A 26,310-nucleotide genomic window follows, 5' to 3' on the forward strand; every position below is an offset into this window, starting at 1 on the left:
CGCGGGCTGCCGGTCGCGGGCTGCCGGTCCCCGGTCGTTAGGCTCGTTTCCATGGTGTCCCCGTCCCGTCCTTCCCGCTCGGCGGCCCCGGCGCGCCCGGTCGGCACGGTGACCCGGGGCACCACTCACCAGAACCGGCTGCGGCGCATGGACCGCTGGATCGCCGCCGTCCACGGTTCCGCCCTGCGCCGCGCCGCCGACCCCGTGGTGGTGGATCTCGGTTACGGCGCCGCGCCCTGGACCGCCGTCGAGCTGCTGCGGCGGCTGCGGGCGGCCGAGCCGCGTACGGAGGTCGTCGGCGTCGAGATCGACCCGGCCAGGGTCGCCGCCGCGCTGCCGTACGAGAGGGACGGGCTCCGCTTCCGGCACGGCGGGTTCGAGGTCCCGCTGCCGGACGGCCGACGGCCGGTGCTGATCCGGGCGGCGAACGTCCTGCGCCAGTACGACGAGGACGAGGTCGCCGCCGTCTGGGCACGGCTGTGCGCGCGGCTCGCGCCCGGCGGGCTGCTGGTGGAGGGCACCTGCGACGAGATCGGCCGGCGCCATGTGTGGGTGGCGCTCGGTCCGGAGGGGCCGCGTACGGTCACGTTCGCGACCCGGCTCGGCTCGCTCGGCCGCCCCTCCGATCTGGCGGAGCGGCTGCCCAAGGCGCTGATCCACCGCAATGTGCCGGGCGAACCGGTCCACGCGTTCCTGCGCGACTTCGACCGGGCGTGGGCGGCGGCGGCTCCGTACGCGTCGCTGGGAGCGCGGCAGCGCTGGATCCGGGCCGTACGGGACCTCTCCGCCGACTGGCCGCTGACGGACGACGCGCGGCGGTGGCGGCAGGGCGAGGCGACGGTGAACTGGGCCGCGCTGGCGCCGCGTTACTGACCGGGGCGCTTCTCCACGGGTACCGGCCGGGAGCCTCCCCGCGGACACCGGTCGGGAGCCTCCCCGCGGACACCGGTCGGGAGCCTCCCTACGGGCACCGGCCGGGCGGGTCGGCGGGACGGACGCGGCGTACCCGACGACCGACGACGACCGACCGGGCCGCCCGGCGGGCACGGACACCGCGTGGCCGCCCGGCGGGCACGGACACCGCGTACCCGAGGCAACCCGCGAGGCCCTTTCCCCATCTGCCCAGTCGTCACTGCCCCTTCGACTCAGCACCCTTGCCTCCGCCGACTCCACCTCGCTGCCCCGCCGCCCCCGCCTCGCCGCCTCTGCCTCGCCGCCTCTGCCTCTTCGGCTCTGTCTCTTCGGCTCTGTCTCTTTGCGGGGGAACATGGCACGATCACCACAGGGGAACGCGTTACTGACGGTGAGTCAGCTGAGGCTCCGGTGCACAGGACGGGGCTCGGTCCGGAGGGGGAGTCTGTGAACCGACGTCGCTGTGCCGCTGCCGCGACCAGCCTGGTCTGCGCACTGGCCGTGCTGGCATCGCCGGACCTGACACACCGGGCGTACGCGGCGCCCCCGCCCGCCCCCGCCGGGTCCCCCTCGCCCGTGGCCCCGCCGCCGGTCGAACTGCCGCCCGGGATGTCGGCGCCCGCCGCGTCCGGGACGAAGTCCCTGGAGGACGTCCGCAAGGAGATCGAGGATCTCTATCAGAAGGCCGCCTCCGCCACCGACGCCTACAACCTCGCCGACGAGCTGGTGAAGAAGCAGTCCGCCGAGGTCGTCGATCTGGCCGGGGACCTGGTCAGGATCGGGCGGCGCATCGACACCCTCAAGGCCCGCGTGGGCGCCGCCGCCCGCGCCCAGTACCGGGACGCCGGGCTACCGCCGGAGGCCCGACTGATGCTCGCCGGCGACCCCCAGCTGTTCCTCGACGGCATGGGCAGGATCAAGCAGGGCCAGAAGGCCGCCGGCGATCTCCTCCTCGAACTGACCCGGCAGCAGGAGGACTTGAAGACCTACGCGGCCGACTCCGCCACGCACTGGGAGCAGCTCAAGGCGGCCCGGGCGAAGAAGGAGAAGGCGAAGAAGGAGATCAAGAAGCGGATCTCCGCCGCGAAGAAGCTCGAAGCGAGCCTCGCGAAGAAGGACCGCGAGCGGCTCGCGGAGCTGGAGCGCGCGGCGGCGCGGCGCTCCCAGACGGCGTGGCTGGAATCGGGGGCCGTCGCGGCGGCCGGGTCCGCCGGGGCGGCCGGGTCCGCCGGGGCGGCCGGCCTGGCAGCGAGCGAGCAGGGCAGGAAGGCCGTCGAGTTCGCGACGGCCCAGATAGGCAAGCCGTACGTCTGGGGCGGGGCGGGACCGTACTCGTACGACTGCTCCGGGCTGACCTCGCAGGCGTGGCTGGCGGCCGGCCGGCCCATACCGCGCACCTCGCAGGAGCAGTGGCGTCTGCTGCCGCGCGTGGACATCAAGGACATGCGGCCGGGCGACCTGATCATCTACCACTCGGACGCCAGCCATGTCGGTATGTACGTCGGTGACGGCCGGATCGTGCACGCGCCGAGGCCGGGCCGGAACGTGACGCTGGCGGGCGCGGGGTCGATGGTCATCCTCGGAGTCGTACGGCCCGACAGCTGACCCGGTGAATCCGGCGAATCCGGCGAATCCGGCCATTCGCTGATCCGCTGATTCGCTGATTCGCTGATCCGGGCCGATGAGTCCGGACAACGAGCGGCACAAAAGCACGCAGAAGTGACGCGGCAGACATATAGCCCGTCCCCGTCCCGTGCCCCTACCACCGTGCGTGATGTTTGTCATGGGCTCCGGTGCCCGAATGACCCGCGACGCGTTACGGGATACGGCATATGACGACGGCGCTTCGCCGACGGACCATTCCGCTGGGGCGGCGGCTACCGCTATGGTCCCCGTCTGGTGGGGCGTCGACCGGCGCCCCCGCCGTGCCCTCGGGGGGAGGGAAGGAAACCCAGACCGATGCCCGCATCCGTACCCGTACCGCGGCAGCGCACAGGACCGCCGGCTGAGACGCGGACCGCCGCGGACTCCGCCAAGGGCGGCGAACTCACGCTCCTGGTGATCGAGGACGACCCGGCGGGCGACATCACCGCGCCCGAACCGCCGGAGCACTCCGACCAGCGCGAGGGAAGCGGAACGCGGCTGCGCATCCGTACCGCCCGTAACCTCACCGAGGCCGAACGGCTGCTCACGGACGACATCCACTGCGTCCTGGTGGACCTGGCCCTGCCCGGCATTCCGGGGATGGACGCGAGCGACGGGCTGGCGCCGCTGAAGCACGTCCTGCGGCTCGCGCCCCGCCACGCCGTGATCGCGCTGGCGGCGGAGGGCGACGCCGAGCGCGCGGCGGCGGCCGTACGGGTCGGCGCGCAGGACTACCTCTTCCGCGACGAGCTGGACGGGCGGCTGCTGAGCCGCGCCATCCGGTACGCCGTCGAGCGCAAGCGCGCGGACATCGCGCAGCGCCAGCTGACCGAGTCGCGGCTGCGTGCCCAGGAGAACGCCCGGCTGGAGCGCGGCCTGCTGCCCACTCCCCTGCTCCAGGGCTCGGACCTGCGATTCGCCGCCCACTACCGGCCGGGTCGGTCCAGGGCGCTGCTGGGCGGCGACTTCTACGACACGGTCCGTACACCGGACGGTACGGTCCACGCGATGATCGGCGACGTCTGCGGCCACGGCCCGGACGAGGCCGCGCTCGGGGTGGAGCTGCGGATCGCGTGGCGGGCGCTGACGCTGGCGGGACTCTGCGGCGACCGGCTTCTGTCGACGCTCCAGCAGGTGCTGGAGCACGAGCGGGAGAGCGAGGAGATCTTCGCGACGCTCTGCACGGTCGACATCGCGCCCGACGGGCGGCGGGCCGGCCTCTGCCTGGCGGGCCACCCGTCGCCGCTGGTCACCCGGCAGGGCCGGGCGGCGCAGCTGCTTCCGTACGAGGAGGGCGGGCCCGCCCTGGGGCTGCTGCCGCACGCCCGCTGGCCGCGCAGGCAGGTGGAGCTGGGCGGGGTGTGGAGTCTGATGATGTACACCGACGGGCTGATCGAGGGCAGGGTCGGGGTCGGCTCCACGCGGCGGCTGGGCCAGGAAGGCATGGTCGAGATGATCAACAGCCAGCTGGCGAGCGGGCTGAGCGGCGACGATCTGCTGGAGGCGGCGGTGGCCCGGGCGCGGGAGCTGAACGGCGGGGAGCTGACCGACGACGTGGCGGTGCTGCTGCTGGATCGCGGCGCGTGAGAGCCGGCCGGCTGCCGGGCCGAGGCGCGGACGGCCCGGCCCGCCGCCGGCTGGCGGCGCGTGCGGCCCGGCCGGGGGCCTCAGCGCCCGCCGTTGTAGGGGCCGTACGGGCCGTCGCTGCTGGAGCCGCCGCTGGGGCGTCCGCCGCCGGAGACCGTCTTGAGGGCGGGGCGTACGTCGACCATGAAGACGATGGTGGCGACGAGCCCGGCGATCCGCAGGAACATCATTCCCGGGATGAGCAGGTCCACGACGACCGTGAGACCGAGAATGATCAGCCAGAACATCTTCGTCTGCTTGTCGGCCGCCCGGTACGCGTCCTCCCGGGCCGTCGCGGCGAAGAACAGCGCGACGACGGCGAGGACGGCCATGGCCAGGCTGAGTAGGGCGAGGATCGAGCTGAACCCCGTCATCAACATGCTGAGCACCTCCTGAAAAGTCCGGACCGAACAGCCAAGGTACCTGGACAACGGGCCGGACACCGTGGAGGTGCCCGGCCCGCGTGCACACTTACGGGGCAGCTGAGGCTACGGAGAGCCGCGGCCGGGGCCCGCTGCTGGGCCCACTCGTTCCGCTCGGCCCACTCGTCCTGCTTGGCCCGCTGGTCGGTGGTCGGCTCGGTCCACTGGTCGGTGGTCGGCTCGGCCCACTCGGCTACTCGGTCTCGGTGGCGGCCTTCTTCACGGGCGCCTTGCGCGGGGTGGCCTTCTTGGCGGCGGTGGCGGTGGCGGGCTTGGGCTCCGCTCCGGCCTCCGCTCCGGCCTCCGGCGCGGGGGCGGGCGCCGGGGCGGGCTCCGGCTCGACGGCCACGGCGATCTCGGTGATCTCGTCCGCCGCCTCGCCCCGCCAGGACCGTACGGTCTGCTCACCGCGCTCGGCGACCTTCTCGTACGTCTCCCGGGCCCTGACCGCGTACTCGGCGGCCACGCCCACGCCGCGCAGCGCCAGGTCCTGGGCGGTCTCGCCGAACTTCTTCAGATCGGTGTCGATCGACCCGATCACCTCGGTGAACTTGGCCTGCACGGTCGCCTGCGCCTGCTTGGCCTGTCCGCTGACCTTGTCCTGCACGGCCTTGGGGTCGGAATTCCGTACCGCCTCGATCCGGCCGGGCGCCTCGGCCCGCAGCTGCTCGATCAGACCGGGCACCTTCTTCGCCTGCTCGACGGCCAGCTCGGCCGTTCCGGCGGCGAAGTAGAGGGGCCTCGGGTCGGTGAGGGTCTTGCGCAGGTCATCGGTGATGGCCATGACTGTGTCCTCCCGGATCACTGTGAGGGTGGTGTGGCTGCTGGGCCGGCGGGCGGCACGTCGGGACCCGTACGGCCGGCGGCACCGCCGCCACCGCCGTCGTCACCGTCCGCGCCGGGCGCCGGGTCGGCGTCGGTCGCGTTCTCCTTGCGGAACGAGTCGTAGATCTGCAGAAGCACCTGCTTCTGCCGCTCGTTGATCGAGGGATCGGCCAGAATGACCGCACGTGTCTCCAGCTCCTCCCTCTCCCGCTCGTCCAACATCCCGGCCTGCACATACAGCGTCTCCGCTGAGATCCGCAGCGCCTTGGCCAGCTGCTGGAGAATGTCGGCGCTCGGCTTGCGCAGCCCGCGCTCGATCTGGCTGAGATACGGATTCGACACCCCGGCGGCATCGGCGAGCTGCCGCAACGACAGCTGCGCGGTGCGCCGCTGCTCGCGCAGATACTCGCCGAGATTGCCGACGTTGAGTGATGCCATGCGGCCATCCTGCGCCCGGTCGCTAACTTTTGCAAGCACACGCTTGCAAAAGTGTTCCACGCCACGGTGACCACGCACCCCTGTCGCCGCGCACTCCGATGTCCGTTCCCAGTGCTTGTGAGGGTTCCCCCTCGATCTGCTCGGCGGAGTGATCGAGTCCCGATCGATCCGTGCGGCAAGGTCTCTCGTGGGCTGAGCTACGGACGTCGCGCGACGAAGACGAACTCCTTGCCCGGCCTGTCGGGCGCGTCGCGTACGTCCTCCACCACGTACCCCTGCGCGATCAGCTCCGCCTCGACCTCCTGCCGCTCGCGGAAGCGCAGGGTGGAGTCCGACGTCATCACTTCCCCGTCGGCAGCGAACACGTAGGTCCAGCGGAACGTCACCAGCGGCTCGCTCACCTCGATCAATTGGACCCAGCTTTCGACTGGGCCGACATCCGGGATCTCCGTAACGCGATACGAGGCTTCGCGGTTCCACTCCTCCCAGGCGCGTCTGGCTGGGTCCCGGGTCTCGAACACCAGACGGCCACCCGGCTGTAGTGCTTCGTACGCGCCACGCAGGGTCTCGCGCCATGCCTGCGGATCAAGGATCTGCTCGGCGGCGTTCGCGGTCATGGTTGCCAGGTCGGCCCGCATCGGCGGAAGTGTCGTGGCATCGCCACAGATCCAGCGCACTCGCTCGCCGCCCCGCTTGGCTCGGGCCACGTCGATGGACGCTTGAGCGGGATCGACACCCACGACTTCGATCCCGCGTTCAGCCAGCAGAAGCGCGAACACGCCTGTTCCACAGCCGAGGTCCAGCACTTGACGTGCCCCGAACTCTTCCGTCATCCGGACGTACGCGTCGAGATCGCCGCGATCGGGGTCGAGTGGGTCGTAGATCGCGGCGAGCCGTGGATGTCCAAAACATTCGTCTGTCATGAGGCCGAACGTAGAGGCCGCTGAGCTCGGACGCCTACCCACTTTCGCCGCGTGCCAGCGGTGTTGGCCTTTTGCCGTGAGAGATCTTCGGCCGATCACTCGGATGGGAGATTCGATCCCATTCCTTCTTCTCGTTCCCGCCGCTTCTGCACAGTGGTTCACACCGAGTCACACGGAAGCGGAATGGACGACGAACCGCTGTCCTAGGGCGTGTATCGAAAGTCGATCTTGAGCTGTGGATGATCGCAATTCATGGGTCGGGGAGATCTCACGGCTGAACAGTGGGCGGTGTTGGAGCCGTTGTTGCCTAAGGGGATGAAGGCGGGTCGGCCGCCCGTTTGGCCCCGGCGGCAACTGATCGACGGCATAAGGTTCCGGGTCCGTACAGGTGCGCCGTGGCGGGACGTGCCCGTGGAGTACGGGCCGTGGGGCCGGATCTACGACCTCTTCCGTCGATGGCAGCGGGATGACACCTGGCACCAGGTCCTTACCCGGCTCCAGTCCCTGGCCGACGCCAAGGGTGCGATCACTTGGGATCTGAGCGTCGCCTCCACGGTGTGCCGCGCTCACCAGCATGCGGCCGGCGCCCGCAAGCGGGGTGACCTGCAAAAGGAACCGCCGGGAGGTGTCTTCATGGAGCCCGGAGATCACACGCTGGGACGCTCGCGCGGCGGGTTCACAACTAAGTTGCACCTTGCCGTCGAACAAGGCCAGAGGCCCATGTCGATCGTGATCACGGCCGGGCAGCGCGGTGACTCGCCGCAGTTCGAACCCGTGCTGGAGAGGGTGCGTGTGCCCCGCATCGGACCTGGACGGCCACGTGTCCGTCCCAATCGCGTGAGGACTGACAAGGCGTACGCCTCCCGCAGGAACCGCGCGTACCTGCGCCGCCGCGGGATCCGTTGCACCATCCCGGACAAGGCCGACCAGGCCCATAATCGCAGGAATCTCGGCTCCCGCGGCGGTCGGCCACCGCATTTCGACAAGGCTGACTACCGCGAGCGGCACGCGGTCGAGTGCGGGATCAATCGCCTCAAGAGGAACCGTGCCGTTGCCACGCGATACGACAAACTCGCGGTCCGCTACGAGGCGACCGTCCTCGTAGCAACCCTCAACGAGTGGCTGTGATCAGCACGTTCACATTACGCCCGTGCTACGCAAGCCAGACCCCATCGCGCATCACGACCCTGCCGCGAAGTTCCGGTACTCCGCGCCAGGCGCGCACTGTCTTCGGCGCCACGCACAGGTATAGGAAGGGGGTCTCTTCTGTACGCGGATCCCAGCCGAACTTACCCGCGAACCCATCTGCCGCATCATTTGGCACTTCCCGCGCGGGATAGCACCTCGCTTCCCCTTGCAGCAGCACCACGTCGAAGGCATCCGGCAAAGCCAGCCGTACGCGCGGTTCGTCATGCACGTTGCGCGCGGTCGCGGAGTTCGCGCCGGTACACATCCACACTGCCTGCCCGTCCCACAGAAACCACAGGGGCACTTGATGAGGGCCGTGGTCGGGGTGGGCCGTCGACACCCATATGTCGCGCTCCGAGCTGAGTCGCTCCAGGATGTCCCGCCTGCGCTCCGCCCTGGTGCGGCGAATGATCTCCGAAGCTTGCATGGGCGTCGACCTTAGCCAGCAGGTTCACCGTGCGCATGGGGCGCAGGTCCTAAGCCCGGAGGCGGACCATCGCTCAGACGCCCAAGAGCAGCTTCGCCGAGACCATCACCATGGCGGACAGAACGCGTCACAACGGAGCGGGAACAGACGGCAGGACATTCGAAATACGCTCTAGTGGGCCGACCGCCGTAAGTTTGCCCTTTAGTCCCTAACCTCGAATGGCGTCGCGCTGGATCTGACCGAGCACGACGCACCACGTCCCCCCTTCATCTTTCGGGCGCCACGCGGCAACGACACTGCCGTCCCAGGACAATTGAACGGGGCCAGGTCACGGTCCCCACCAAATGCCGGAACATATGGGCCTCCTGGAGGTGCAACAGGAAATCAGAGCCCTCCCGACAACTTCGGCGGGACGTCCCGGCCTGGTGCCGTCCCACCGAAAACGACAACTCCCTGATCAGAACAGGCCCGTCTGCTCACTTCTGCCGGGAACGGACATCCGAGCGGTGGGGCGAGCCCCGGCGTACGGGAACGCGCGTTCCCGCCCCGCGCGCCCCCGGAACACAACATTGCGCCGACAGCGCGGCATTGTCAGCGCGGGGCTGTATCGACAGGGTGGAGGGACATGACGCACGGGGCGGCGGCACTCCCTCCGTCACCAAGGTCGAGCCCGTCGACCGCCTCAGCTTCGCGCCGGCGCTCGCGGACGGAGGCCAGGCGTCCGGCACGGTGAAGGGCGCCTGCGGCACCACCTCCACGTTCCGTCCGAACGGCTCCGGTACGAGCGTCACGACATCTGCGGCGCCAACAGCAGGCTCGTACCGCCCGCACCGGAGCCGGGGGCGTTCAGGATGCAGTTCGCCGGCTGGAACTCCGACCATGCCGCGGTACGGCGGCTGGTGTCGGGCCGACAAGCGAAAGAAAACGGCAGCGAGGAGCCCCATGAACGCGCAGGTACCGGACCGCATGCCAGGCGCCGTCAAGTTAGCGCTGGTGGGAGTGTGGTTCCAAGCTGTCATCAACGGCCTCGGCGGATGGTGGCTGCTGTCCTTGATCAACACCCGGCTCGATCACGGCCAGGACGTCAGCCACCTCGGTCTGGTGCGGGCCAGCGCGTATTTCTCCTTCGCCGTGGCGGCGGTACTGGCGCTCTCCGCCCTCTACGCCCCGAAACGGTTCGGCTGGGTACGGTCCACCTTGGTCGCCGTCGAGGGCCTGGCCATACTCGGCGCGCTGTTCGGACTCTTCTCCGGGACCGGGCCAAGTGCGCTCATCGGAATGGCTCTTGCGATCTGGATCGGGTCAGTGATGCTCGGAGAGCGGGGACGGAACTGGTTCCACCGGCAGGCAGACGCCCACGACGAGCGGACTGCCGATTACGGGACGTAGCCGATTACGGGACGCAGGAGAGCCGGGCGCGCGCGGGGCGCCGGCAACGGGGCCGTACGTCAAGACGGGAAGCGCCGCTCAGCACTGGCAGCGGGATTCCGTCGAGGCCGACCTCGACGCCGAGGCCGACGCCGAGAACGGGGCCGAGACCGGGGCCGACGCCTCGGCGCCGCTCGGCGCGGGCTTGATCGCGCGAACGACGGCGGAGTGCATGCCGTCAGCGACGGAGTGGGTCGGGGTGATCTCGATGTCCGCGAATCCGGCGGCTTCGAGCCCGGCGCGGTATTCGGCGAACGAGAGCGCACCGGCGACGCAGCCTACGTAGTCGCCGCGTTCGGCTCGCTGGGCGGGGGTGAGGTTGTCGTCGGCGACGACATCGGTGATGCCGATCCGGCCGCCGGGACCCAGGACGCGGAAGGTCTCGGCGAAGACGGCGGGCTTGTCGGTGGACAGGTTGACGACGCAGTTGGAGATGACGACGTCGAGGGTGTTCGCGGGCAGGGGGATGGCCTCGATCGTGCCCTTGAGGAACTCGGCGTTGGTGGCGCCCGCCTTCTTCTGGTTCGCGAGCGCGAGGGCGAGCATCTCTTCGGTCATGTCGAGGCCGTACGCCCTGCCGGTGGGGCCGACGCGCCGGGCCGAGAGCAGGACGTCGATACCGCCGCCGGATCCGAGGTCCAGCACCCGCTCGCCCTCGCGGAGTTCGGCGACGGCGGTGGGGTTGCCGCAGCCGAGCGAGGCGGCGACGGCCGCGGCGGGCACTTCGTCGCGTTCGGCGGCGGCGTAGCGGCCTCCGCCGAAGTTGTCGTCGATCTCGATCGCGGCCGGTCCGCAACAGGCGGTGCCGCCTTCGGCGACCTGGACAGCGGCGGCGGCGTAGCGACGACGGACGGTTTCGCGCAGATCGGCGGGGCGCTCGCTCATGACCTTCACCTCTCGGTGCTGGGGGCTACCGCCCCCAGCTGGCTGCATTGACGTTTCTCGATGCCATCTTGCGTCCTGTATCGAAAGGCGTCAACATAGAAACATGTCAAAACAAGAGCGTGTGGTGCTCGGCGGGGACGGTGCCGACGAGTGCTGCCCGACCCTGCTGACCGCCCCGATGGCCGAGGATCAGGCTGTCGAGCTGGCGAAGGTGTTCAAAGCCCTGGGTGATCCGGTGCGGCTCCGGTTGCTGTCGATGATCGCCTCGCGCGACGGCGGGGAGATCTGCGTCTGCGACCTGACCCCGGCCTTCGACCTGTCCCAGCCGACGATCTCCCACCACCTCAAACTGCTGAAGCAGGCCGGGCTGATCGCCTCCGAACGGCGCGGGACCTGGGTGTACTACCGACTGCTGCCCGAGACGACGGACCGGCTCGCCTCGGTCCTCACCCGTCCGGGACCCGATTCCCTCCAGCCCGCCACCGAGCCCTCCCTCCCGTCCACCACCGAGCCCTCCCTCCCGTCCACCACCGAGCCCTCCCTCCCGTCCTCCGTCGAGCCCGCCGTGGTCCCGTCATGAGCGCCCCGACCGCCACGGCGGGAGGACCGGTCGCGGCCCGGCTCTCGTTCCTGGACCGCTTCCTCACCGTGTGGATTCTGATCGCGATGGCCACCGGTCTCGGCCTGGGCCGCCTGGTGCCCGGCCTGGGAACCATGCTGGCCGGCGTGACGGTCACCGGAGTCTCGCTGCCGATCGCGCTCGGTCTGCTGGTGATGATGTATCCGGTGCTCGCCAAGGTGCGTTACGACCGCCTCGACACCGTCACCCGCGACCGCCGCCTGCTGATCCCCTCCCTGGTCCTGAACTGGGTGCTGGGCCCGGCGCTGATGTTCGCGCTCGCCTGGGTCCTCCTGCCCGACCTGCCGGAATACCGGACGGGTCTGATCATCGTCGGCCTCGCCCGGTGCATCGCGATGGTGATCATCTGGAACGACCTGGCGTGCGGCGACCGCGAGGCCGCCGCCGTTCTGGTCGCCCTCAACTCCGTCTTCCAGGTCATCGCGTTCAGCCTGCTGGGCTGGTTCTATCTCTCCGTTCTGCCGGGCTGGCTCGGGCTGGAGACCACCGGCCTCAACGCATCGGTCTCGGAGATCGCCCGCAGCGTGCTGATCTTCCTCGGCGTCCCGCTGCTGGCCGGGTTCCTCACCCGCAGGCTCGGCGAGAGGGCCAGGGGTCGCGAGTGGTACGAGGCGAAGCTGATCCCGCGGATCGGCCCGTTCGCCCTGTACGGGCTGCTGTTCACGATCGTCGTACTGTTCGCCCTGCAAGGGGACGCGATCACCTCACAGCCGGTGGACGTGGTACGGATCGCCGTGCCGCTGCTGGTGTACTTCGCCGTCATGTGGGCCGGGTCCATGGCCCTGGGCCGGGCGGTGGGCCTGGACTATCCCCGGGCCACCACGCTGGCGTTCACCGCCACGGGCAACAACTTCGAGCTGGCCATCGCGGTCGCCATCGCGACCTTCGGCGCCGCCTCCGGGCAGGCCCTGGCCGGGGTCGTGGGCCCGCTCATCGAGGTCCCCGTACTGATCGGCCTGGTCCATGTCGCCCTGGCCACCCGCCGCTTCTTCCCCGGCTCCGTCGACTCGTCGGCCGATTCGCCGGCCGATCCCGCCGTCCTGCCGGAGGGTTCCGCCCGTGTCTGACGCCCAGCAGAAGCCGTCGGTGCTCTTCGTGTGTGTGCACAACGCCGGACGCTCTCAGATGGCCGCCGCCTTCCTCACCCACCTCGCCGGCGACCTGGTCGAGGTCCGTTCCGCCGGCAGCGCCCCGGCCGCGACGGTCGATCCGGCCGTGGTCGAGGCGATGAAGGAGGTCGGCATCGATCTCTCCGCCGAGACGCCGAAGGTCCTGACCGTGGAAGCCGTTCAGGCGTCCGACACCGTCATCACCATGGGCTGCGGCGACGCCTGCCCCGTCTTCCCCGGCACGACGTACCTCGACTGGCAGCTCGACGATCCGGCCGGTCGGGGCGTGGAAGCGGTCCGCCCGATCCGGGACGAGATCGAGCAGCGGATCCAGTCCCTGATCACCGGCCCCCTCGCCGCCCAGCGCTGAACCAGCCGACAAGCCGGGTGAGTTGACCACCCCGGCGAGTTGACCGCCCGCGGCACTCCGTCACCGCCTGCGGCACTCCGTCACCGCCTGCGGCACTCCGTCACCGCCTGCGGCACTCCGTCACCGCCCGGCACCCCGGAGGGCGCCGGGCGCTCCCCCGGAGCAGCCGTCACCACTGTCGGCACACCGCGGCCTTGCTGCCGGTCACCAGGCTTGCCGCCGGAACGTCGTCGGCCACCACCGCGCCGGCGGCGACCACGGCGTCGCGGCCGATGCTGACGCCGGGAAGGATCGTGGCACCGGCGCCGATCCAGACGTTCTCCGCCACGTCGATCGGCCCGCCGCTCAGCCACCCCCGTCGTTCCGACGGGTCGACCGGGTGGCCGACGGTGATGAACGTGACCTTCGGCCCGACCATCACGCGCTCGCCGAGCCGGATGCCGGCGTAGTCCAGGAACGTGCAGTTCTGGTTGATGAACACGCGCTCGGCGAGGTCGAGTCGGAGGCCGTGGTCCGTGTAGAAGGGCGGATAGACGGTGACGCGCGCCGGCAGTGGCCTGCCGAGGATCTGCTCGAACAGGTCCGCCTTGCCCGCCTCGTCCTCGAAGGGCAGGACGTTGAGGCGCGAGGTCAGCTCGGTGGCCCGCAGTACCCTCTCGGCCATCGCCTGGAACTCGGGGCTGTGGATACGCATCAGACGGTCGTCGGACATGCCGCGCTCCTTTCTGCTGTGCCGGTGCCTGGCACACAGCACGCACCGGGGGCTTGCGAGGTGGGTGATGATTCCACGAAGTCCCCGACGCGGAGCGGGTGTACAACCGCTCGTCGCGGTCACGGGCGGCCGGGCAGCGAGTGACGGTGCGTCAGGTCCGTACGGTGTCGGGCGCCCGGGCGTACGGTGTCAGGCGCCGCGGCGGGTGACACCGGGGCGGGTGTCCAGCGACCACAGGTGCGTGCAGCGTGGGCACTGGAGGTGGAGGACCGGCCCGTTGTTGGCGAGCAGATAGCGCCAGTGCTCGCGGCAGTTGCCGCGGCCGGCGCAGGTAACGCAGTGCCGGGCGTCGTCGCAGACCGGGCAGGCCACCCAGGCGCGCCGGGAGGCGTCCGCCTGTGGATCAATGGGCAGCCGCACGGCCGGGCCCCTCAGCCGGCAGCACACCGGCCGCCACCAGCATGTCGTAGATGCGACTCTGCTCGGCGTCCAGGCCCGAGTAGAGGAGCGCGTATGCCTCGTCCTCGCCCCGGAGGGCGGCCACCGGGTCCCAGTCGGGCCCGAGCGCGGCCATGACCTCGGTCCTCCGCCGCGCTTCGTCGAAGGTCAGATCGATGGCGAAGGGTATGAGGTCCGGAGTGTTGTCCTGGTTCATGGCGAGACTTCCGATGTGCTGACGTATTCCCACCATCTGTACCAGGCGCCAGCGCCAGTGGGGAAGGGTGCCCTAAGTCGCCCCTGGGCGCCCCGGAGCGCCGGTCGCCCCGGCCCGCCGGCGGGACTCCCCCGGATCGGCCGACAGGGACGGGCCGTTGCCGGTCTCGCCCGCGAGCCGCCGATACGGTCCGGCGCACGGGACTGTGACGCAGTTCATGGCCCGCCGGTCCACCCGCCGCCCCGGCGGGACGGACGGACCGGGGGGAGCGGCAGCGCTCGTGGGTGTTCCGTGCGGTACCCGCCACCCCGGCGGGACGGACCGGGGGGAGCGGCAGCGCTCGCGGGTGTTCCGTGCGGTACCCGCCACCCCGGCGGGACGGACCGGGGGGAGCGGCAGCGCTCGTGGGTGTTCCGTGCGGTACCCGCCGCCCGGCACCCCCGCGACGCCGGAACAGCGGCGCGCCCTACCGGGCGAGGTCGGCCGGCTGGTCCAGCCGCGTCGCGGGCCCCTTGCGCCAGACGACGATCCCCACCGACCGCCTCTCCTCGCGCGGGCCCGCCACCCGTCGCGGCGGTGCTCCGGCGCCCGATCATGCCGGAGCGGCGGCGGCTCGGTGGGCGTCGCTCGTGTCGTCGCGGCCTCAGTGCCCCGCGCCCGCCGGGCGGTAGGTCAGCACCTGGGTGCCGGTGGTGCCGGTGACCGCGGAGATCAGTTCCAGGGGGCGCAGGGTGCCGTCCTCGGGGAAGATCTTCTTGCCGCCGCCGAGGACGACGGGCATGAGCATGAGGCGGAGCTCGTCGACCAGACCCTCGTGGAGCAGGGTGCGTACGAGCGTGGGGCTGCCCATGACCAGGAGGTCACCGCCTTCGGCCGCGTGGAGCCGGTGGACGCGGGCGACGGCGTCCTGCCCGGGGATGAGGGTGGTGTTGTGCCAGGTCGGGCCGGGATCGTCGGCCAGGGTGGCGGAGACGACGTACTTCGCGACGGCGTTCATCCGGTCGGCGAACGGGTCACCGGCGCGGTCCGGCCACGCCGCCGCCATGGTCTGCCAGGTGCGGCGGCCGAACAGCAGCGCCTCGGCCCCGGTCACCGCGCCCGCGAAGGCTCCGCCCACGGCCTCGGGGTCGAAGAACGGGTGCGACCACCCGCCGTGGACGAAGCCGCCGTCCGTGTCCTCGTCGGGCCCGCCGGGCGCCTGTACGACGCCGTCCAGGCTCATGAACTCGACCACCACGATGCGCATGGGACTCGCCCCTCTTCGCTGATTTCGTCATTCCGGGTGTACGGCACTTCGGGTGTACGGCAAGGAAGACCGGCGCGCCACCCGGAAGTCATCGCGCCGGCCGTCTCACCGTGCCCGGCCGTCCCACCGTGCCGGCCGTCCCAACGTGCCCCGCCGTCTCACCGCGCCCGGCCGTCTCACCGTGCCCCGCCAGGCGACCCAGTCGCCTCACCATCCCCGGCTGCTGTGCCACAGCGAGGCCCACTGGTGGGCGGTGAGGTCCTTGGGCAGAGCGCGGTGGGCGGCGGGGTGGTGGCGCAGCCAGTCCCGGAGCGCGGCCCGGTCGAAGCGGCCGGTGCGCTCCAGGATCTGGCGCAGGCCGTTGCCCCTGCCGGTGAAGACATGCCTGACGAAGTCCTGGTACGGCCCGCGCTCGGCGGCGAGCGGGTCCGTTCCGCGCCGCACCGTGAACAGCCCGCCGTCGACCGAGGGGACGGGGCGCAACGACCGGGCGGGGACGCGTGAGCGCAGCTCGAACTCGTACCACGGCCACCAGGCGGCCGTCAGCATGCTGGCGCCTCCGACGCCCGCCCGGCGCCGGGCCACCTCCCACTGCACCAGCAGGACGGCGGTGTGCCAGTGGTCGGCGGTGAGGAGGCGCTTGATGATGGGGGTGGTCACATGGAACGGGATGTTCCCGACGACCACATGCGGATGCTCGGGCAGCCGGTAGCGCAGGATGTCCGCGCGGACGACGGTGACGTTCCCGGGCGTACGGGCGTACGGGCGTACGGGCGTACGGGCGTCCAGGCGCCGGGCCCGGTCCGGATCGATCTCGACGGCCGTCAGCGGGCGGCCCCGGCGGCTCAGCGGCAGGGTGAGCGCCCCGTCACCGGCTCCGATCTCCACGATGGGGCCGCTGGTCCTGGCGACGATGTGGTCGATGTCGTCGATCACTGAGCGGTCGACCAGGACGTTCTGGCCGAGTTCGTGCCGCCCGCCCCGGAAGGCTCGGGCGGGCAGGTGGGGGTGAGCAGGGGAATGCGACATGTGCGTGCTCCGCGAGGGGATGTCCGGAGCCGGGCAGCGCGAAGCGCCACACTGGCGATGGCCCGTATGCGGCAGAGCTGGTCGAACGTGGGTGACTAAGGGCTGTCCCGTAGCCGCCGCTATGCGCGGCGCAGCTTTACGAAGCACGTGCAGTTCATGCCGGCACTCCAGCGACGGGCGCCGGGGCCGTTCGGCATTGATGGCGCCCCTCGATGACACCTCTCGACGACGGCCCTCAACGCGCCCTCGATCAACGGCGCCCGCGGTCAAATGGCCCCCGCTCAGGCCCTGTCGGCGCGCGGTGCGCCCTCGGGCGGCGCGTGGCCGTGGCCGAACTCCTCGGGGAGCGGCCTGCTGTGCACGACGTCCAGGCGCGATACGGCCCGGGTGAGGGCCACGTACAGCCGGTGGCGGCCCCGGGCCTCGGCCTCCTCGATGTCCGCCGGTTCCACGAGGACGACATGGTCGTACTCCAGACCCTTCGCCGCCGTCGCGGGCAGCACCGTCACCCGCGCCGCCACCGCTCCGGGCTCGTCGGCCGCCGCCGTGGCGATCCCCGCCCCGGTGAGCGCCCGGCGGAGCCGGTCCGTCGCCCGGTCCGCCGCGATGACGCCGATCGAGCCCTCGCGCCCCAGTGCCTCCCGTACCGCCCCGGTCACGGCCGCCGCCAGGTCTTCGGTCTGACGGAACGTCAACTCGCCCTCGCCGCGCAGCGAACGGGCCGGTGGTACGTCGATGTCCAGTGACGCCAGCAGCCGGTTGGCGATCCGGACCACCGCGCCCGGCACCCGGAACCCGGCGGTCAGCGGGATCACGGCGGCGTCCGGTTTGCCCAGGTGGCCGAGGAGTTCGGGCCAGGACCCGGCGGCCCACGCGGTGGTGCCCTGGGCGAGGTCGCCGAGCACCGTCAGCGATCCGGAACCGGCGCGCCTGGCGATGGCCCGGCACTCCATCGGGGAGAGGTCCTGCGCCTCGTCGACGACGATGTGGCCGTAGCTCCGGGGGCGTTCGATCAGCCCGGCCAGTTCGTCGAGCAGCACGAGATCGGCCGCCGACCAGGGCAGTTTCCGTGCCGCCCGCGCGGACGCCGGGGCGGACGCGCCCGCGCGCCACGAGCGGTGGATCGCGCGCCGCTCCGCCGCCGTGAGAATCCCCTCGGCCGAGGGGGCCGGGTCGGCGAGCAGCTCCGCCAGCACCTCTTCCGGGCCGGTGCGCGGCCAGACGGTGTCGAGGTACGCGGTGAGCGCCCGCGACCGTTCCACCCGCCGCGCCCACGCGGTGGGCCTCGGCCCCGCCCGCCGTTCCGCCAGGAGCTGGAGGGCCCGTACGGTCCGGCCGCGGACGCGTTCGCGGCCGATGGCGTACGGGGGCGCCTCGGCCCGTACGGCGGTCACGATCTCCGCCAGTTCGGCCAACCCGAGCCGCAGCCGGTACGACCCGTCGGGCACGGTCAGCGGCTCGGTGGGCGAGCCGATCCGCCCGTACAGCGCGCGGCGCAGCACCTCGGCCATACGGGCGTCGTGCTTGACGGCCGCGGCGGCCTCGCTGTCCACCGCGCGGACCGGGTGGTACGCGATCTCGTCGCCGACCGTCGACTGGCGGACGCCGACCTCCCCGAGCGCGGGCAGCACCTCGGCGACATAGGCGAGGAAGGCGCGGTTGGGGCCGAGGACCAGCAGCCCGCCGCGCTGGATACGGCGGGGGTACGTGTAGAGGAGATAGGCGGCCCGGTGCAGCCCGACGGCGGTTTTGCCGGTGCCGGGGGCGCCCTGGACGCAGAGGGAGCGGCCCGGTTCCGAGCGTACGAGTTCGTCCTGTTCCGGCTGGATGGTGGCGGCGATGTCGCGCATCGGGCCGACGCGGGGGCGCTCGATCTCCCCGGTGAGGATCGCACCGGGGAGCGGGACGCCGGGGAAGGGCGCGCCGGGCGGAGACACGCCGGGCGAAGGCCCGCTGGGCGAAGGCGCGCCGGGCGGAGGCGCGCCGGGCGAAGGCCCGCTGGGCAGGGGCACGCCGCTCCGCTGCCCGGCCGGGGTCGCGTCCTCCGCCCCCGCCCCCGCCCCCGCCGCCGCCCGGTCGGCCTGCGGGAGCCCGGCATCCAGACGCTCGTCCTCCAGGCCGGTCAGTTCGTGCGGCTCCCCGGTGCTCCCGGCCGCCCAGCCGAACCGGCGGCGGACGGCGACGCCCTGCGGGTCGCGGGCGCTCGCGCGGTAGAAGGCGCGCGAGACGGGTGCGCGCCAGTCGACGACCAGGGGCGGGGCCGCGGGGTGTTCACCGACCCGGCGGCGGCCGATGTGGTAGCTCTGGCCGCCGTGCTCAGCGTCGGCCGGGCCGAAGTCGAGGCGGCCGAAGAAGAGCGGGCCGTCCGGTTCGAGCCGCAACTCCCTCGCGTGGCCGCGCAGATGACGGCCGAGGACCTCGGCGTCCGCTCCGGAGGCGAAGGCGTTCTCTCCGGTGACGACCTGTTCGCGGGCGTCGGAGACCATGCCCGCCAGGGCGGCGCGGCAGCGTTCGTGGTGGGCGCGCTCCCGGTCGAGGTCACCCTCACGACCTGGGTCAGGACCCGGGTCAGGACCCGGGCCGGGGCCGGGCTCGATGGGCGGGAGCGGGTCGGGTGCCGTCGTCATCCAGGCAGCGTAACGTAACCCAGTCATAAACGTTACCCGGTAACGAATCTTTCCCGTGCCGCTCCTCCCCCTCTCACCAGAGGCTGAGACCGGTGCGCAACTGCCCGTAAGCCAGCTCCGCCTGCTCGACCGCTTCGGGATAGACCTCCTCGGCGCGTTCCCCCTCCCTGATCCGCCGCCAGTTCTCCTCCGCCAGGACGCGCTGTACGGCGATGATCTGCACAGCGCCGAGCGCCCCCTCGATTCCGCCGCCGAGCGCCGCCGCGAGAGCCTCCTCCGAGCGGCGCTGGTATCCGTGCAACCGGGCGACGAGGCTCGGGGTCCCGTACAGCAGCCGGTGGAACGCGAACACCGACTCGTCGTCGCTGAGCCCGGTCACCGGGTCGCGCCTGCGGAGCCCGGCCAGGAAGTGGTGGCGCAGGGCGTCGAGCGGGCGCACCCCGTCGGGCCGGCCGGCGACCACCCGGGCGGCCTCGTCCTCGTGGTCGGCGAAGCGGTGCAGGGCCAGATCCTCCTTGGCCGGGAAGTACCGGAAGAGGGTCGGCTTGGAGATGTCGGCCGCCGCGGCGACCTCGGCGACCGAGACGCCGTCGAAGCCCTTGGCCAGGAAGAGCGCGACGGCCGCGTCGGAGATCTCCTGATACCGCCGCCGCTTCTTGCGCTCCCGCAGGCCGAGGTCGCAGCCGGGGAGCCCTGTGGGCCTGGGGAGCCCTGTGGGCCCGGGGAGCCCTGTGGACCCCGTGGGCCCGGTGCCGCGGTCGCTGTCACTGCCGCGGTTGTCGTCGTCGCCGCTCATGACGACGAGCCTACGCAGCGCTTGACCTCAACCGAACTTCACGTTCGAGAGTTGACGAAGACCGGAAGACCGGAAGACCGGAAGGTCTCACAGCGACAGGTAAGAGACACGGACGGCGGACGGCAGACGGCAGACGGCAGACGGCAGACGGCAGCGGAAAGGGTGCGATCGGAATGCGCGTAGTACGGGTGACGGCCTTCGGCGGTCCCGAGGTCCTGCGGACGGAGGAGGCCCCCGACCCGGTGCCGGGCGCGGGCCAGGTGGTGGTCGAGGTCGCCGCCGTGGACACGATGTTCGTGGAGACGCAGGTCAGGGCGGGCTGGGGGCTGGAGTACTTCCCGGTCCGTCCCCCGTACACCCTGGGCGGCGGCATCGCCGGTACGGTCCGCGCGGTCGGCTCGGCCGTGGACGGCGGCTGGACCGGCCGCCGGGTCGTGGCCTCCATGGGCATCACCGGCGGCGCTGTGCAGCGGGCGGTGGTCCCGGTGGAGGCGCTGACACTCGTACCGGACGGGCTGCCTCTCACGACCGCCGCCGCCGTGTTCCAGGACGGCGTCACCGCCCTCACCCTCCTGGACGCCACGGCGGTCGCGGCGGACGGGCGCGTGCTGATCCTCGGCGCCTCGGGCGGTATGGGCACCCTGTTGACGCAGCTCGCGAAGGGCCGGGGGGCGTACGTGGTCGGTGTGGCGCGCGGCGCGCGCAAGACCGCTCTCGTACGGGAGTTGGGCGCGGACACCGTCGTCGACGGTACGGACAGCGGCTGGCCGGTCCGTGCCCGCGAAGCCCTCGGCCCCGGGGGCGCCGAGGTCGTCCTGGACGGGGTCGGCGGCGCCATGGGCGCGGAGGCCCTCCCGCTGACTGCCGACGGCGGGCGCTTCTCGGCCCACGGCGCGCCGACGGGCGGCTTCGCGGACATCACGCCGGAGGCCGCCGCCGAGCGCGGTATCCGGCTGCTGACCATCGCCGACGCGCACCTCCCCGACGAGGCACGGGTGCGGCTGGCGGCCCGGGCGCTGGCGGAGGCGGCGGCGGGCCGGCTCCGGCCGGTGATCGGCGCGACCTACCCCCTGGACCGGGCGGCGGACGCGCACCGGGCGATCGAGGGGCGTGGACCGCTGGGAAAGATCCTGCTGACGGTCTGACCAGTTCAGTTCGGCGGGCGGGTCAACTCGGCGAGCAGGCCGTTCCGGCGGGCGGGTCAGTTCGGCGGGCGGGTCAGTTCGGCGGGCAGGTCAGTCCCGCGAGCGGGTCAGCTCGGCGGGCGGGCCATTCCGGCAAGCGGATCAGCTCGGCAAGCGGGTCAGTTCGGCAAGCGGATCAGCTCGGCAAGCGGGTCAGTTCGGCAAGCGGATCAGAAGACGTCCGGGCACCAGGGCCGCCTCGGCGTCCGGAACAGCGACTCCGCGACCGCCGCCGCACCCGGCCGCTCCTCGGTCAGCGAACCCAGCGCCGCGAGCCGCAGGGCCGACTCGTCGCCCAGATACAGCGCGCCCAGCTCCCGCACGTCCAGGACGAGATCGGCGGACGCGGTGGTCGGCGCGCAGCTCGCGCCCGACGGGCCGGCGTCCAGCCGGAACCGGCCGCCCGCCAGGCCCGCCTTGTCCCGTATCTCCAGCACCAGCGCGGCCGTCACATCGTACGTACGCGCCTCCAGGGTCCTTACGGTGTCGAGGACGCGCAGCCACATGAAGTCGGCGTGCGTCACGACCCGCGCGGCGCGGGGGTCGGGGAGGAAGTACGGCAGCAGGTCGTCCGGGGCGCGGAGCCCGGTGCGCACCGTCGAGATCCAGTCGACCGAGCACACGAAGTGCCACAGCGCGCGCTCGGCCGCCGGGGTCGAGGCGATCAGTTTGCGTACGGAGGCGGTGTTCAGCGGCTGCTTGGCGTCGCCCCACTTGTCGTCGGAGCCGTAGGTCATCAGCCCCTCGATGTCGCCGGCGGCCGAGCGGTAGACGGCGTGGAACGGCTCCGTCCACGGGTTGCCGCTGTCCACCAGGCCGGTGTTGGTCTCCCACCAGCGCGTGTCACGGCTGACCGCGCCCGGCTGCGCGAGCCGGACGCGCTCGTGCAGCGCGGGGCCCAACTCCCGTACGGCGGCGCCGTCGACCAGGTCGATCCGGCCGCCGTCCCGCGGCCCCGACCACCTCGGGTCCAGCCCCGCGCGCGCCACGTCGACCGACCACTCGGTGGTCCGGGTGGCGTGACCGAACCCGTACCTGCCGTAGATCGGGTACTCGGCGGCGATCAGCGTGGCGACGGCGTCGCCGCGCTCCTTGGCCTCCGCGAGGTCCGCGCCCATCATGCGGGTGAGCAGGCCGCGCCTGCGGTGGGTCGGCGACACGGAGACGTTGGTGACCGCGTCGGAGGGCAGCACGGCCCCGCCGACCACCGTCAGCTCCTGCGCGAAGGAGCGGAACGTGGCGACGCAGCGCCCGTCGTCGAAGGCCCCGCGCGTGCGCGCCGGATCGCTGTTCGCCAGCCGCCCGGCCATCACCTCCGGCGAGACGACCGGCGGGCGCAGAAACCCGGTTTCCAGGGCCCGCGCCCAGTCGGGGTACTCGGACTCGGCAACGGTACGGACCTCAACACTCATGGTCCGCACGGTATGCGTGGGTCACGGGCGACCGCATCAGGTTTTCGGCGCGGTGGAGGACGACGGTCCGTGCGTCCGGTTCGCGGGCAGCGGTCCGTACGTCCGGTTCGCGGACGGCGGTCCGTACGTACGGTTCGCGGGCAGTGGTCCGGGCGTACGGTTCGCGGACGGCGGTCCGTGCGTACGGTTCGCGGGCAGTGGTCCGGGCGTACGGTTCGCGGGCAGTGGTCCGTACGTACCCACGCTCAGAACGCGGCCCGCACCGCGCCCACCACGTTCCCGCCGCCCAGCAGCGGCGCCCGGCCGATCCGGGCCAGCACCTCGGCCTCCATGCCCAGCAGTTGGAGCGCGCGGGCGAGCACCGGGCCGAGCGCCCGGGCGCCGCCGTCCTCGATCTTGAAGGCCAGGGCCCGGCCGTCCGCGAGCGCCACCGCCTGTACGGCCTCCGCGCCCATCTTCGAGAGCGTGCCCGGCACTTCGCGCATCAGCCAGGTGTCGGTACGGCGGGTGCCCGCGACGTACTCGGGGTGCGCGCGCATCGCGTCCGCCACCCGCCGCTCGGCCGTGCCGGGCGCGGCGAGTACGAAGTGGCGGAAGGCGCGGGCGAGACCGGTGAGGCTGAGCGCCATCAGCGGCGCGCCGCAGCCGTCCGTACCGACCACGGGGACGCGCTCACCGGCCGTCTCCTCGGTCACCATCCGGACGAGTTTCTGCAGCGGGTGCGCGGGATCCAGATAGCTGTCCTTGGGCCAGCCGTTGAGAGCGCAGGCCGCCAGCATCGCGGTGTGCTTGCCCGAGCAGTTCATGACGATCCGCTCGCGCACGCCACCGGCCGCGAGGTACGCCTCCGCCTCCACCCGGTCCAGCGGCAGGTCGGGCGGCGTCCGCAGGTCGTCGGCCGTCAGGCCGTGCTCCGCGAGCATCGTGCGGACGAGGTCGAGATGGAAGGGCTCGCCGGAGTGGCTCGCCGCCGCCAGCGCCAGCCGCTCGTCCGCCAGGTCGACCCCCGCGCGCAGTACGGCCGCCGCCTGCATCGGCTTGTTGCTGGAGCGCGGGAAGACCGGCGCCTCGGAGTCGCCCAGCTCCAGCTCCACCCTGCCGTCCGCCGCGAGCAGCACGAGCGAACCGCGGTGGCGGCCCTCCACGAAGCCGGACCGTACGACCTCGGCGAGAACCGGCGGTTCGACGCGCGCGAGGGGGTGCGCGCCGGAGGAGATGGTGGTGCCGGGCGAACCGGTGGTGCCGGGCGTACGGGACATGCTGGAGGTCATCCTCGGCCTTCCGGAGCAGGGCAGGGCAGGTGGAACGCGGTGCGGGACGGTGGCGGTGATTCTGCCTGCGCCGCGCGACGCGCGACTCCGCCCGTGGCAACGGCCGGACGGACGGGCGAACGGCAGCCGGTCACCTTCCCGCCTACGTCAGCAGATCGTCCACTTGTGCTTCACCTTCACGGTACCTGCGCGCGATCTCCGCGGTGCAATCGTCCGCCGTCCGCTGCAACTGATGACGGCGGCGCGACAACTGCTGCTCGTTGCGGACCAGTCGTCCCATCGCCGCACGCAACTCCTCGTCCGTACGCGCCTCCAGGTCCGACAGCTCCACCTCCGCGAGGGTCTCGGCGGCCAGCGTCCGGAACTCCTCGCCGCGCGGCGTGGAGAGCGTCACATGACGGGCGGAGGAGCGGTGCCGCGACGGGATGTCCGTGAGGATCTCGGAGAGCCGGTCGACCACCGGCGTCTCGGGCGCGGTACGGCGCGCCAGCTCGGCCCGCAGGATGTCGATCCGGCCCTGGAACAGCCGGCGCAGATAGCTGAGATCGGCCTCGTCCCGCTGTGACTCACGGCGCAGCCCGCGCAGTTCGGTCATCCGCAGCGCGGTGAAGTCGTACGGCAGCGGCGCGGGCAGCGCCTCCCCGCCCACGGCCCGCTGGACGGGCGGGACCTCATGACCGGGACCGCCACCGCCGGGGCCGCCGGGGCCCGCGCCGGCCCCGCCACCCGGACCGCTGCCCGTCCCGCTGGTCGTACGGGTCGCCGGTACCGATACGGGTACGGAACCGGGCGGCTGCCCGGCACCAGGTGTGCTCATCACGCGTACTTCCCCTCACTCGGCTGGGGGCTCCCCGCCCCCAGTGCCGGAAGGGGCACTGCTCCGCCGGGAACCGCGGGAACCCCATCCCTCGACCGGTGCGCGCCACGCCCCGCACCGCCTCCTGTGCATCGTGCCATTCCTGCCGCCGCCCGTGCGGCCGCTCTGCACCCGTTCGGCCCCCGATAGGTTGGTTCGTATGCGTGCAGTGGTGCAGAGAGTGGACGGCGCGAGCGTCGCCGTCGTGACCGGGTCGGGGACGGAAACCGTCGGCGAGATCACCGGCGAAGGGCTGTGTGTGCTGGTGGGAGTCACCCACGAGGACACCCCGGAGCAGGCGGAGCGGCTCGCCCGCAAGCTCTGGTCGATACGGATACTGGAGGGCGAGAAGTCCTGTTCGGAGGTGAACGCCCCGCTCCTGGTGATTTCGCAGTTCACCCTCTACGGGGACGCCCGCAAGGGCCGTCGCCCCACCTGGAACGCCGCCGCGCCGGGCGCGGTGGCCGAACCACTGGTCGACGAGGTGGTGGCGCATCTGCGCGCGCTGGGCGCGAAGGTGGAAACGGGCCGGTTCGGAGCGGACATGCGCGTCTCGCTCACGAACCACGGCCCGTTCACGGTGGTGCTGGAGATGTGAGCCGCCCGGAGGGATCGCGGAGGGCGAGGCGGGGCGCGGAATGCGCCGTGGCCCGCCTCTGCGCCGCGTACGCCCGGCGCCCCCGGCCGTACGGCGCGCCCTACGCCTCGACGACCGCTTCCTGGGCCGCCGCCGTGTCCCCGGCCAGCAGTTCCGCGTCCATCGGGACATTGCGCTTGATCAGCGCCAGCGCGATCGGCCCCAGCTCGTGGTGGCGCCCCGAGGACGTGATGAAGCCCAGCTGCCGCCCTTCGGCGCCGTCCGCCGCGAGCCGGACCGGGGTGCCGTGGCCGGGCAGGTGGACCTCGCTGCCGTCCAGATGCAGGAAGACCAGCCGGCGCGGCGGCTTTCCGAGGTTCTGGACGCGGGCCACGGTCTCCTGGCCCCGGTAGCAGCCCTTCTGGAGGTGGACCGCGCCGCCGATCCAGCCCAGCTCGTGCGGGATGGTCCGGTGGTCGGTCTCGAAGCCGAGGCGCGGCCGGTGGCCCTCGATGCGCAGCGCCTCGTACGCGAGGATGCCGGCGGCCGGGCCGTGCGCGGCGGCGTAGGGCTCCAGCTCGGCGCGGGGCAGGAAGACGTCCCTGCCGTACGGGGTCTCCCGCACGGCCGCGCCCTCGGGGACCTCGGCGATGGACCCGGCGGGCAGATGGACGACGGCGAAGTCGTCCGTACGGTCCGCGACCTCGACGCGGTAGAAGAACTTCATCGACTCCAGATAGCCGACGAGCGCCTCCCGCGTGCCCGGCTCCACGTGCGCCCAGACCGTCGTGCCGTCGTCCACGAGATACAGGGCGTGCTCGATGTGGCCGTTGGCGGAGAGGATCAGCGCTTCGGTGGCCTGCCCGGCCGGCAGGTCGCTCACGTGCTGGGTGAGCAGCAGATGCAGCCAGCTCAGCCGGTCGTCGCCGGTGACGGTGACGACGCCGCGGTGGGAGAGGTCGACCAGGCCGCGGCCCGCGGCGAGGGCGCGCTGTTCACGGAACAGGTCGCCGTAGTGCGCGGCGACGCCTTCGTCCTGGCCTTCGGCGGCGACGGCTCCGGGGAGGGCGAGCAAGGGGCTTGACTGAGGCTGCATGTCCTTCAGCGT

Annotated in this window: 27 protein-coding genes; 10 read left to right on the forward strand and 17 right to left on the reverse strand. The window is 72.1% G+C overall.

From position 1 onward, the window contains the following. The first annotated feature begins 51 nt into the window (after positions 1-51). From ACFY6S_RS16970 to ACFY6S_RS16980, 3 genes are all read left to right on the forward strand, one after another. Positions 52-873 carry a class I SAM-dependent methyltransferase gene (locus tag ACFY6S_RS16970; RefSeq protein WP_388817110.1) on the forward strand — a complete coding sequence of 274 codons (822 nt, stop codon included), beginning with the start codon at positions 52-54 and terminating at the stop codon, positions 871-873. A 486-nt stretch (positions 874-1,359) separates the two neighbouring features. Further along, the gene (locus ACFY6S_RS16975) at positions 1,360-2,517 is read left to right on the forward strand and encodes an NlpC/P60 family protein (protein ID WP_388817113.1); all 1,158 of its coding nucleotides are present in this window, start codon (positions 1,360-1,362) and stop codon (positions 2,515-2,517) included. A 354-nt stretch (positions 2,518-2,871) separates the two neighbouring features. Next, complete coding sequence (locus ACFY6S_RS16980) at positions 2,872-4,143, forward strand: PP2C family protein-serine/threonine phosphatase (protein WP_388817116.1); 1,272 nt, start codon at positions 2,872-2,874, stop codon at positions 4,141-4,143. 80 nt (positions 4,144-4,223) lie between these two features. On the opposite strand, the gene ACFY6S_RS16985 is transcribed toward ACFY6S_RS16980, so the two are convergent. The 4 genes from ACFY6S_RS16985 to ACFY6S_RS17000 all read right to left on the reverse strand — a co-directional run bounded on the left by ACFY6S_RS16985 (position 4,224) and on the right by ACFY6S_RS17000 (position 6,790). Continuing rightward, positions 4,224-4,562 carry a DUF2516 family protein gene (locus tag ACFY6S_RS16985; RefSeq protein ID WP_388817119.1) on the reverse strand — a complete coding sequence of 113 codons (339 nt, stop codon included), beginning with the start codon at positions 4,560-4,562 and terminating at the stop codon, positions 4,224-4,226. A gap of 235 nt (positions 4,563-4,797) precedes the next feature. Next, entirely contained in the window at positions 4,798-5,388 is a 591-nt protein-coding gene (locus ACFY6S_RS16990; RefSeq protein ID WP_388817122.1) for a hypothetical protein, read from the reverse strand. Between the two features lie 17 nt (positions 5,389-5,405). Next, positions 5,406-5,867 (reverse strand): helix-turn-helix domain-containing protein, encoded by a 462-nt coding sequence (locus ACFY6S_RS16995; RefSeq protein ID WP_388817125.1) that lies wholly within the window; start codon positions 5,865-5,867, stop codon positions 5,406-5,408. 197 nt (positions 5,868-6,064) lie between these two features. Next, the gene (locus ACFY6S_RS17000) at positions 6,065-6,790 is read right to left on the reverse strand and encodes a class I SAM-dependent methyltransferase (protein ID WP_388817128.1); all 726 of its coding nucleotides are present in this window, start codon (positions 6,788-6,790) and stop codon (positions 6,065-6,067) included. Positions 6,791-7,042: 252 nt separating this feature from the next. Here ACFY6S_RS17000 and ACFY6S_RS17005 point away from each other — a divergent pair, with 252 nt between their 5' ends. Next, a complete protein-coding gene (locus ACFY6S_RS17005; protein ID WP_388817131.1) occupies positions 7,043-7,918 on the forward strand; it encodes an IS5 family transposase in 876 nt (291 codons plus the stop codon). A 25-nt stretch (positions 7,919-7,943) separates the two neighbouring features. On the opposite strand, the gene ACFY6S_RS17010 is transcribed toward ACFY6S_RS17005, so the two are convergent. Then, the gene (locus ACFY6S_RS17010; RefSeq protein WP_388817134.1) at positions 7,944-8,405 is read right to left on the reverse strand and encodes a pyridoxamine 5'-phosphate oxidase family protein; all 462 of its coding nucleotides are present in this window, start codon (positions 8,403-8,405) and stop codon (positions 7,944-7,946) included. 942 nt (positions 8,406-9,347) lie between these two features. Between ACFY6S_RS17010 and ACFY6S_RS17015 the strand changes: the two genes are divergently transcribed. Further along, positions 9,348-9,794 (forward strand): hypothetical protein, encoded by a 447-nt coding sequence (locus tag ACFY6S_RS17015; RefSeq protein ID WP_388817137.1) that lies wholly within the window; start codon positions 9,348-9,350, stop codon positions 9,792-9,794. A 78-nt stretch (positions 9,795-9,872) separates the two neighbouring features. Here ACFY6S_RS17015 and arsM read toward each other — a convergent pair whose 3' ends face one another. Continuing rightward, on the reverse strand, positions 9,873-10,718 hold the full coding sequence (gene arsM / locus ACFY6S_RS17020; protein WP_388817140.1) for an arsenite methyltransferase: 846 nt from the start codon (positions 10,716-10,718) through the stop codon (positions 9,873-9,875). A 103-nt stretch (positions 10,719-10,821) separates the two neighbouring features. On the opposite strand from arsM, the gene ACFY6S_RS17025 reads away from it, so the two are divergent. From ACFY6S_RS17025 to ACFY6S_RS17035, 3 genes are read left to right on the forward strand one after another with little or no spacing between them, the layout of a single operon-like run. Then, positions 10,822-11,298 (forward strand): ArsR/SmtB family transcription factor, encoded by a 477-nt coding sequence (locus ACFY6S_RS17025; protein WP_388817142.1) that lies wholly within the window; start codon positions 10,822-10,824, stop codon positions 11,296-11,298. Then, positions 11,295-12,425, forward strand: a complete 1,131-nt coding sequence (gene arsB / locus ACFY6S_RS17030) for an ACR3 family arsenite efflux transporter (RefSeq protein WP_388817145.1) — start codon at positions 11,295-11,297, stop codon at positions 12,423-12,425. The genes ACFY6S_RS17025 and arsB overlap by 4 nt, the downstream gene beginning before the upstream one ends. After that, a complete protein-coding gene (locus ACFY6S_RS17035; protein ID WP_388817148.1) occupies positions 12,418-12,837 on the forward strand; it encodes an arsenate reductase ArsC in 420 nt (139 codons plus the stop codon). Before arsB ends, ACFY6S_RS17035 begins: the two co-directional genes overlap by 8 nt. Before the next feature lie 169 nt (positions 12,838-13,006). Here ACFY6S_RS17035 and ACFY6S_RS17040 read toward each other — a convergent pair whose 3' ends face one another. The 7 genes from ACFY6S_RS17040 to ACFY6S_RS17070 form a co-directional block, all read right to left on the reverse strand. Beyond that, positions 13,007-13,549, reverse strand: a complete 543-nt coding sequence (locus ACFY6S_RS17040) for a DapH/DapD/GlmU-related protein (RefSeq protein WP_388817151.1) — start codon at positions 13,547-13,549, stop codon at positions 13,007-13,009. Positions 13,550-13,738: 189 nt separating this feature from the next. Continuing rightward, positions 13,739-13,969, reverse strand: coding sequence for a hypothetical protein (locus tag ACFY6S_RS17045; RefSeq protein WP_388817154.1), 231 nt, complete (start codon positions 13,967-13,969; stop codon positions 13,739-13,741). Further along, positions 13,953-14,204, reverse strand: coding sequence for a DUF6400 family protein (locus tag ACFY6S_RS17050; RefSeq protein WP_388817157.1), 252 nt, complete (start codon positions 14,202-14,204; stop codon positions 13,953-13,955). The genes ACFY6S_RS17045 and ACFY6S_RS17050 overlap by 17 nt, the downstream gene beginning before the upstream one ends. 643 nt (positions 14,205-14,847) lie before the next feature. Continuing rightward, positions 14,848-15,450 carry a dihydrofolate reductase family protein gene (locus tag ACFY6S_RS17055; protein WP_388817159.1) on the reverse strand — a complete coding sequence of 201 codons (603 nt, stop codon included), beginning with the start codon at positions 15,448-15,450 and terminating at the stop codon, positions 14,848-14,850. A gap of 207 nt (positions 15,451-15,657) precedes the next feature. Continuing rightward, positions 15,658-16,479, reverse strand: a complete 822-nt coding sequence (gene erm, locus ACFY6S_RS17060) for a 23S ribosomal RNA methyltransferase Erm (RefSeq protein WP_388817162.1) — start codon at positions 16,477-16,479, stop codon at positions 15,658-15,660. A gap of 281 nt (positions 16,480-16,760) precedes the next feature. Beyond that, positions 16,761-19,106, reverse strand: a complete 2,346-nt coding sequence (locus ACFY6S_RS17065) for a HelD family protein (RefSeq protein WP_388817165.1) — start codon at positions 19,104-19,106, stop codon at positions 16,761-16,763. A gap of 73 nt (positions 19,107-19,179) precedes the next feature. Next, positions 19,180-19,902 (reverse strand): TetR/AcrR family transcriptional regulator, encoded by a 723-nt coding sequence (locus ACFY6S_RS17070; RefSeq protein ID WP_388817168.1) that lies wholly within the window; start codon positions 19,900-19,902, stop codon positions 19,180-19,182. A gap of 173 nt (positions 19,903-20,075) precedes the next feature. Here ACFY6S_RS17070 and ACFY6S_RS17075 point away from each other — a divergent pair, with 173 nt between their 5' ends. Next, positions 20,076-21,047 (forward strand): zinc-binding dehydrogenase, encoded by a 972-nt coding sequence (locus ACFY6S_RS17075; RefSeq protein ID WP_388817171.1) that lies wholly within the window; start codon positions 20,076-20,078, stop codon positions 21,045-21,047. Positions 21,048-21,256: 209 nt separating this feature from the next. Here ACFY6S_RS17075 and ACFY6S_RS17080 read toward each other — a convergent pair whose 3' ends face one another. The 3 genes from ACFY6S_RS17080 to ACFY6S_RS17090 form a co-directional block, all read right to left on the reverse strand. Further along, the gene (locus ACFY6S_RS17080; RefSeq protein ID WP_388817174.1) at positions 21,257-22,498 is read right to left on the reverse strand and encodes a GNAT family N-acetyltransferase; all 1,242 of its coding nucleotides are present in this window, start codon (positions 22,496-22,498) and stop codon (positions 21,257-21,259) included. Positions 22,499-22,743: 245 nt separating this feature from the next. Beyond that, the gene (locus ACFY6S_RS17085; protein WP_388817177.1) at positions 22,744-23,769 is read right to left on the reverse strand and encodes an asparaginase; all 1,026 of its coding nucleotides are present in this window, start codon (positions 23,767-23,769) and stop codon (positions 22,744-22,746) included. A 142-nt stretch (positions 23,770-23,911) separates the two neighbouring features. Then, positions 23,912-24,586, reverse strand: a complete 675-nt coding sequence (locus ACFY6S_RS17090) for an ABC transporter substrate-binding protein (protein ID WP_388817179.1) — start codon at positions 24,584-24,586, stop codon at positions 23,912-23,914. Between the two features lie 199 nt (positions 24,587-24,785). Here ACFY6S_RS17090 and dtd point away from each other — a divergent pair, with 199 nt between their 5' ends. Next, positions 24,786-25,223, forward strand: a complete 438-nt coding sequence (gene dtd, locus ACFY6S_RS17095; protein WP_388817182.1) for a D-aminoacyl-tRNA deacylase — start codon at positions 24,786-24,788, stop codon at positions 25,221-25,223. Between the two features lie 100 nt (positions 25,224-25,323). Here the strand turns inward: dtd and ACFY6S_RS17100 are convergent, their stop codons facing one another. Continuing rightward, positions 25,324-26,298, reverse strand: a complete 975-nt coding sequence (locus ACFY6S_RS17100; protein ID WP_388817185.1) for a YgfZ/GcvT domain-containing protein — start codon at positions 26,296-26,298, stop codon at positions 25,324-25,326. Positions 26,299-26,310: the final 12 nt, after the last annotated feature.

The sequence above is a fragment of the Streptomyces sp. NPDC012835 genome, from assembly GCF_042900885.1.
Taxonomy (GTDB): Bacteria; Actinomycetota; Actinomycetes; order Streptomycetales; family Streptomycetaceae; genus Streptomyces.

Bases quoted from the DNA above. Each gene is read 5' to 3' on its own strand.
- ACFY6S_RS16970 (WP_388817110.1), top strand. From the start codon at position 52: ATGGTGTCCCCGTCCCGTCCTTCCCGCTCGGCGGCCCCGGCGCGCCCG.
- ACFY6S_RS16980 (WP_388817116.1), top strand. From the start codon at position 2,872: ATGCCCGCATCCGTACCCGTACCGCGGCAGCGCACAGGACCGCCGGCT.
- ACFY6S_RS16985 (WP_388817119.1), bottom strand. From the start codon at position 4,562: ATGTTGATGACGGGGTTCAGCTCGATCCTCGCCCTACTCAGCCTGGCC.
- ACFY6S_RS16990 (WP_388817122.1), bottom strand. From the start codon at position 5,388: ATGGCCATCACCGATGACCTGCGCAAGACCCTCACCGACCCGAGGCCC.
- ACFY6S_RS16995 (WP_388817125.1), bottom strand. From the start codon at position 5,867: ATGGCATCACTCAACGTCGGCAATCTCGGCGAGTATCTGCGCGAGCAG.
- ACFY6S_RS17000 (WP_388817128.1), bottom strand. From the start codon at position 6,790: ATGACAGACGAATGTTTTGGACATCCACGGCTCGCCGCGATCTACGAC.
- ACFY6S_RS17005 (WP_388817131.1), top strand. From the start codon at position 7,043: ATGGGTCGGGGAGATCTCACGGCTGAACAGTGGGCGGTGTTGGAGCCG.
- ACFY6S_RS17010 (WP_388817134.1), bottom strand. From the start codon at position 8,405: ATGCAAGCTTCGGAGATCATTCGCCGCACCAGGGCGGAGCGCAGGCGG.
- ACFY6S_RS17015 (WP_388817137.1), top strand. From the start codon at position 9,348: ATGAACGCGCAGGTACCGGACCGCATGCCAGGCGCCGTCAAGTTAGCG.
- arsM (WP_388817140.1), bottom strand. From the start codon at position 10,718: ATGAGCGAGCGCCCCGCCGATCTGCGCGAAACCGTCCGTCGTCGCTAC.
- ACFY6S_RS17025 (WP_388817142.1), top strand. From the start codon at position 10,822: ATGTCAAAACAAGAGCGTGTGGTGCTCGGCGGGGACGGTGCCGACGAG.
- arsB (WP_388817145.1), top strand. From the start codon at position 11,295: ATGAGCGCCCCGACCGCCACGGCGGGAGGACCGGTCGCGGCCCGGCTC.
- ACFY6S_RS17040 (WP_388817151.1), bottom strand. From the start codon at position 13,549: ATGTCCGACGACCGTCTGATGCGTATCCACAGCCCCGAGTTCCAGGCG.
- ACFY6S_RS17050 (WP_388817157.1), bottom strand. From the start codon at position 14,204: ATGAACCAGGACAACACTCCGGACCTCATACCCTTCGCCATCGATCTG.
- ACFY6S_RS17055 (WP_388817159.1), bottom strand. From the start codon at position 15,450: ATGCGCATCGTGGTGGTCGAGTTCATGAGCCTGGACGGCGTCGTACAG.
- erm (WP_388817162.1), bottom strand. From the start codon at position 16,479: ATGTCGCATTCCCCTGCTCACCCCCACCTGCCCGCCCGAGCCTTCCGG.
- ACFY6S_RS17065 (WP_388817165.1), bottom strand. From the start codon at position 19,106: ATGACGACGGCACCCGACCCGCTCCCGCCCATCGAGCCCGGCCCCGGC.
- ACFY6S_RS17070 (WP_388817168.1), bottom strand. From the start codon at position 19,902: ATGAGCGGCGACGACGACAACCGCGGCAGTGACAGCGACCGCGGCACC.
- ACFY6S_RS17075 (WP_388817171.1), top strand. From the start codon at position 20,076: ATGCGCGTAGTACGGGTGACGGCCTTCGGCGGTCCCGAGGTCCTGCGG.
- ACFY6S_RS17080 (WP_388817174.1), bottom strand. From the start codon at position 22,498: ATGAGTGTTGAGGTCCGTACCGTTGCCGAGTCCGAGTACCCCGACTGG.
- ACFY6S_RS17085 (WP_388817177.1), bottom strand. From the start codon at position 23,769: ATGACCTCCAGCATGTCCCGTACGCCCGGCACCACCGGTTCGCCCGGC.
- ACFY6S_RS17090 (WP_388817179.1), bottom strand. From the start codon at position 24,586: ATGAGCACACCTGGTGCCGGGCAGCCGCCCGGTTCCGTACCCGTATCG.
- dtd (WP_388817182.1), top strand. From the start codon at position 24,786: ATGCGTGCAGTGGTGCAGAGAGTGGACGGCGCGAGCGTCGCCGTCGTG.
- ACFY6S_RS17100 (WP_388817185.1), bottom strand. From the start codon at position 26,298: ATGCAGCCTCAGTCAAGCCCCTTGCTCGCCCTCCCCGGAGCCGTCGCC.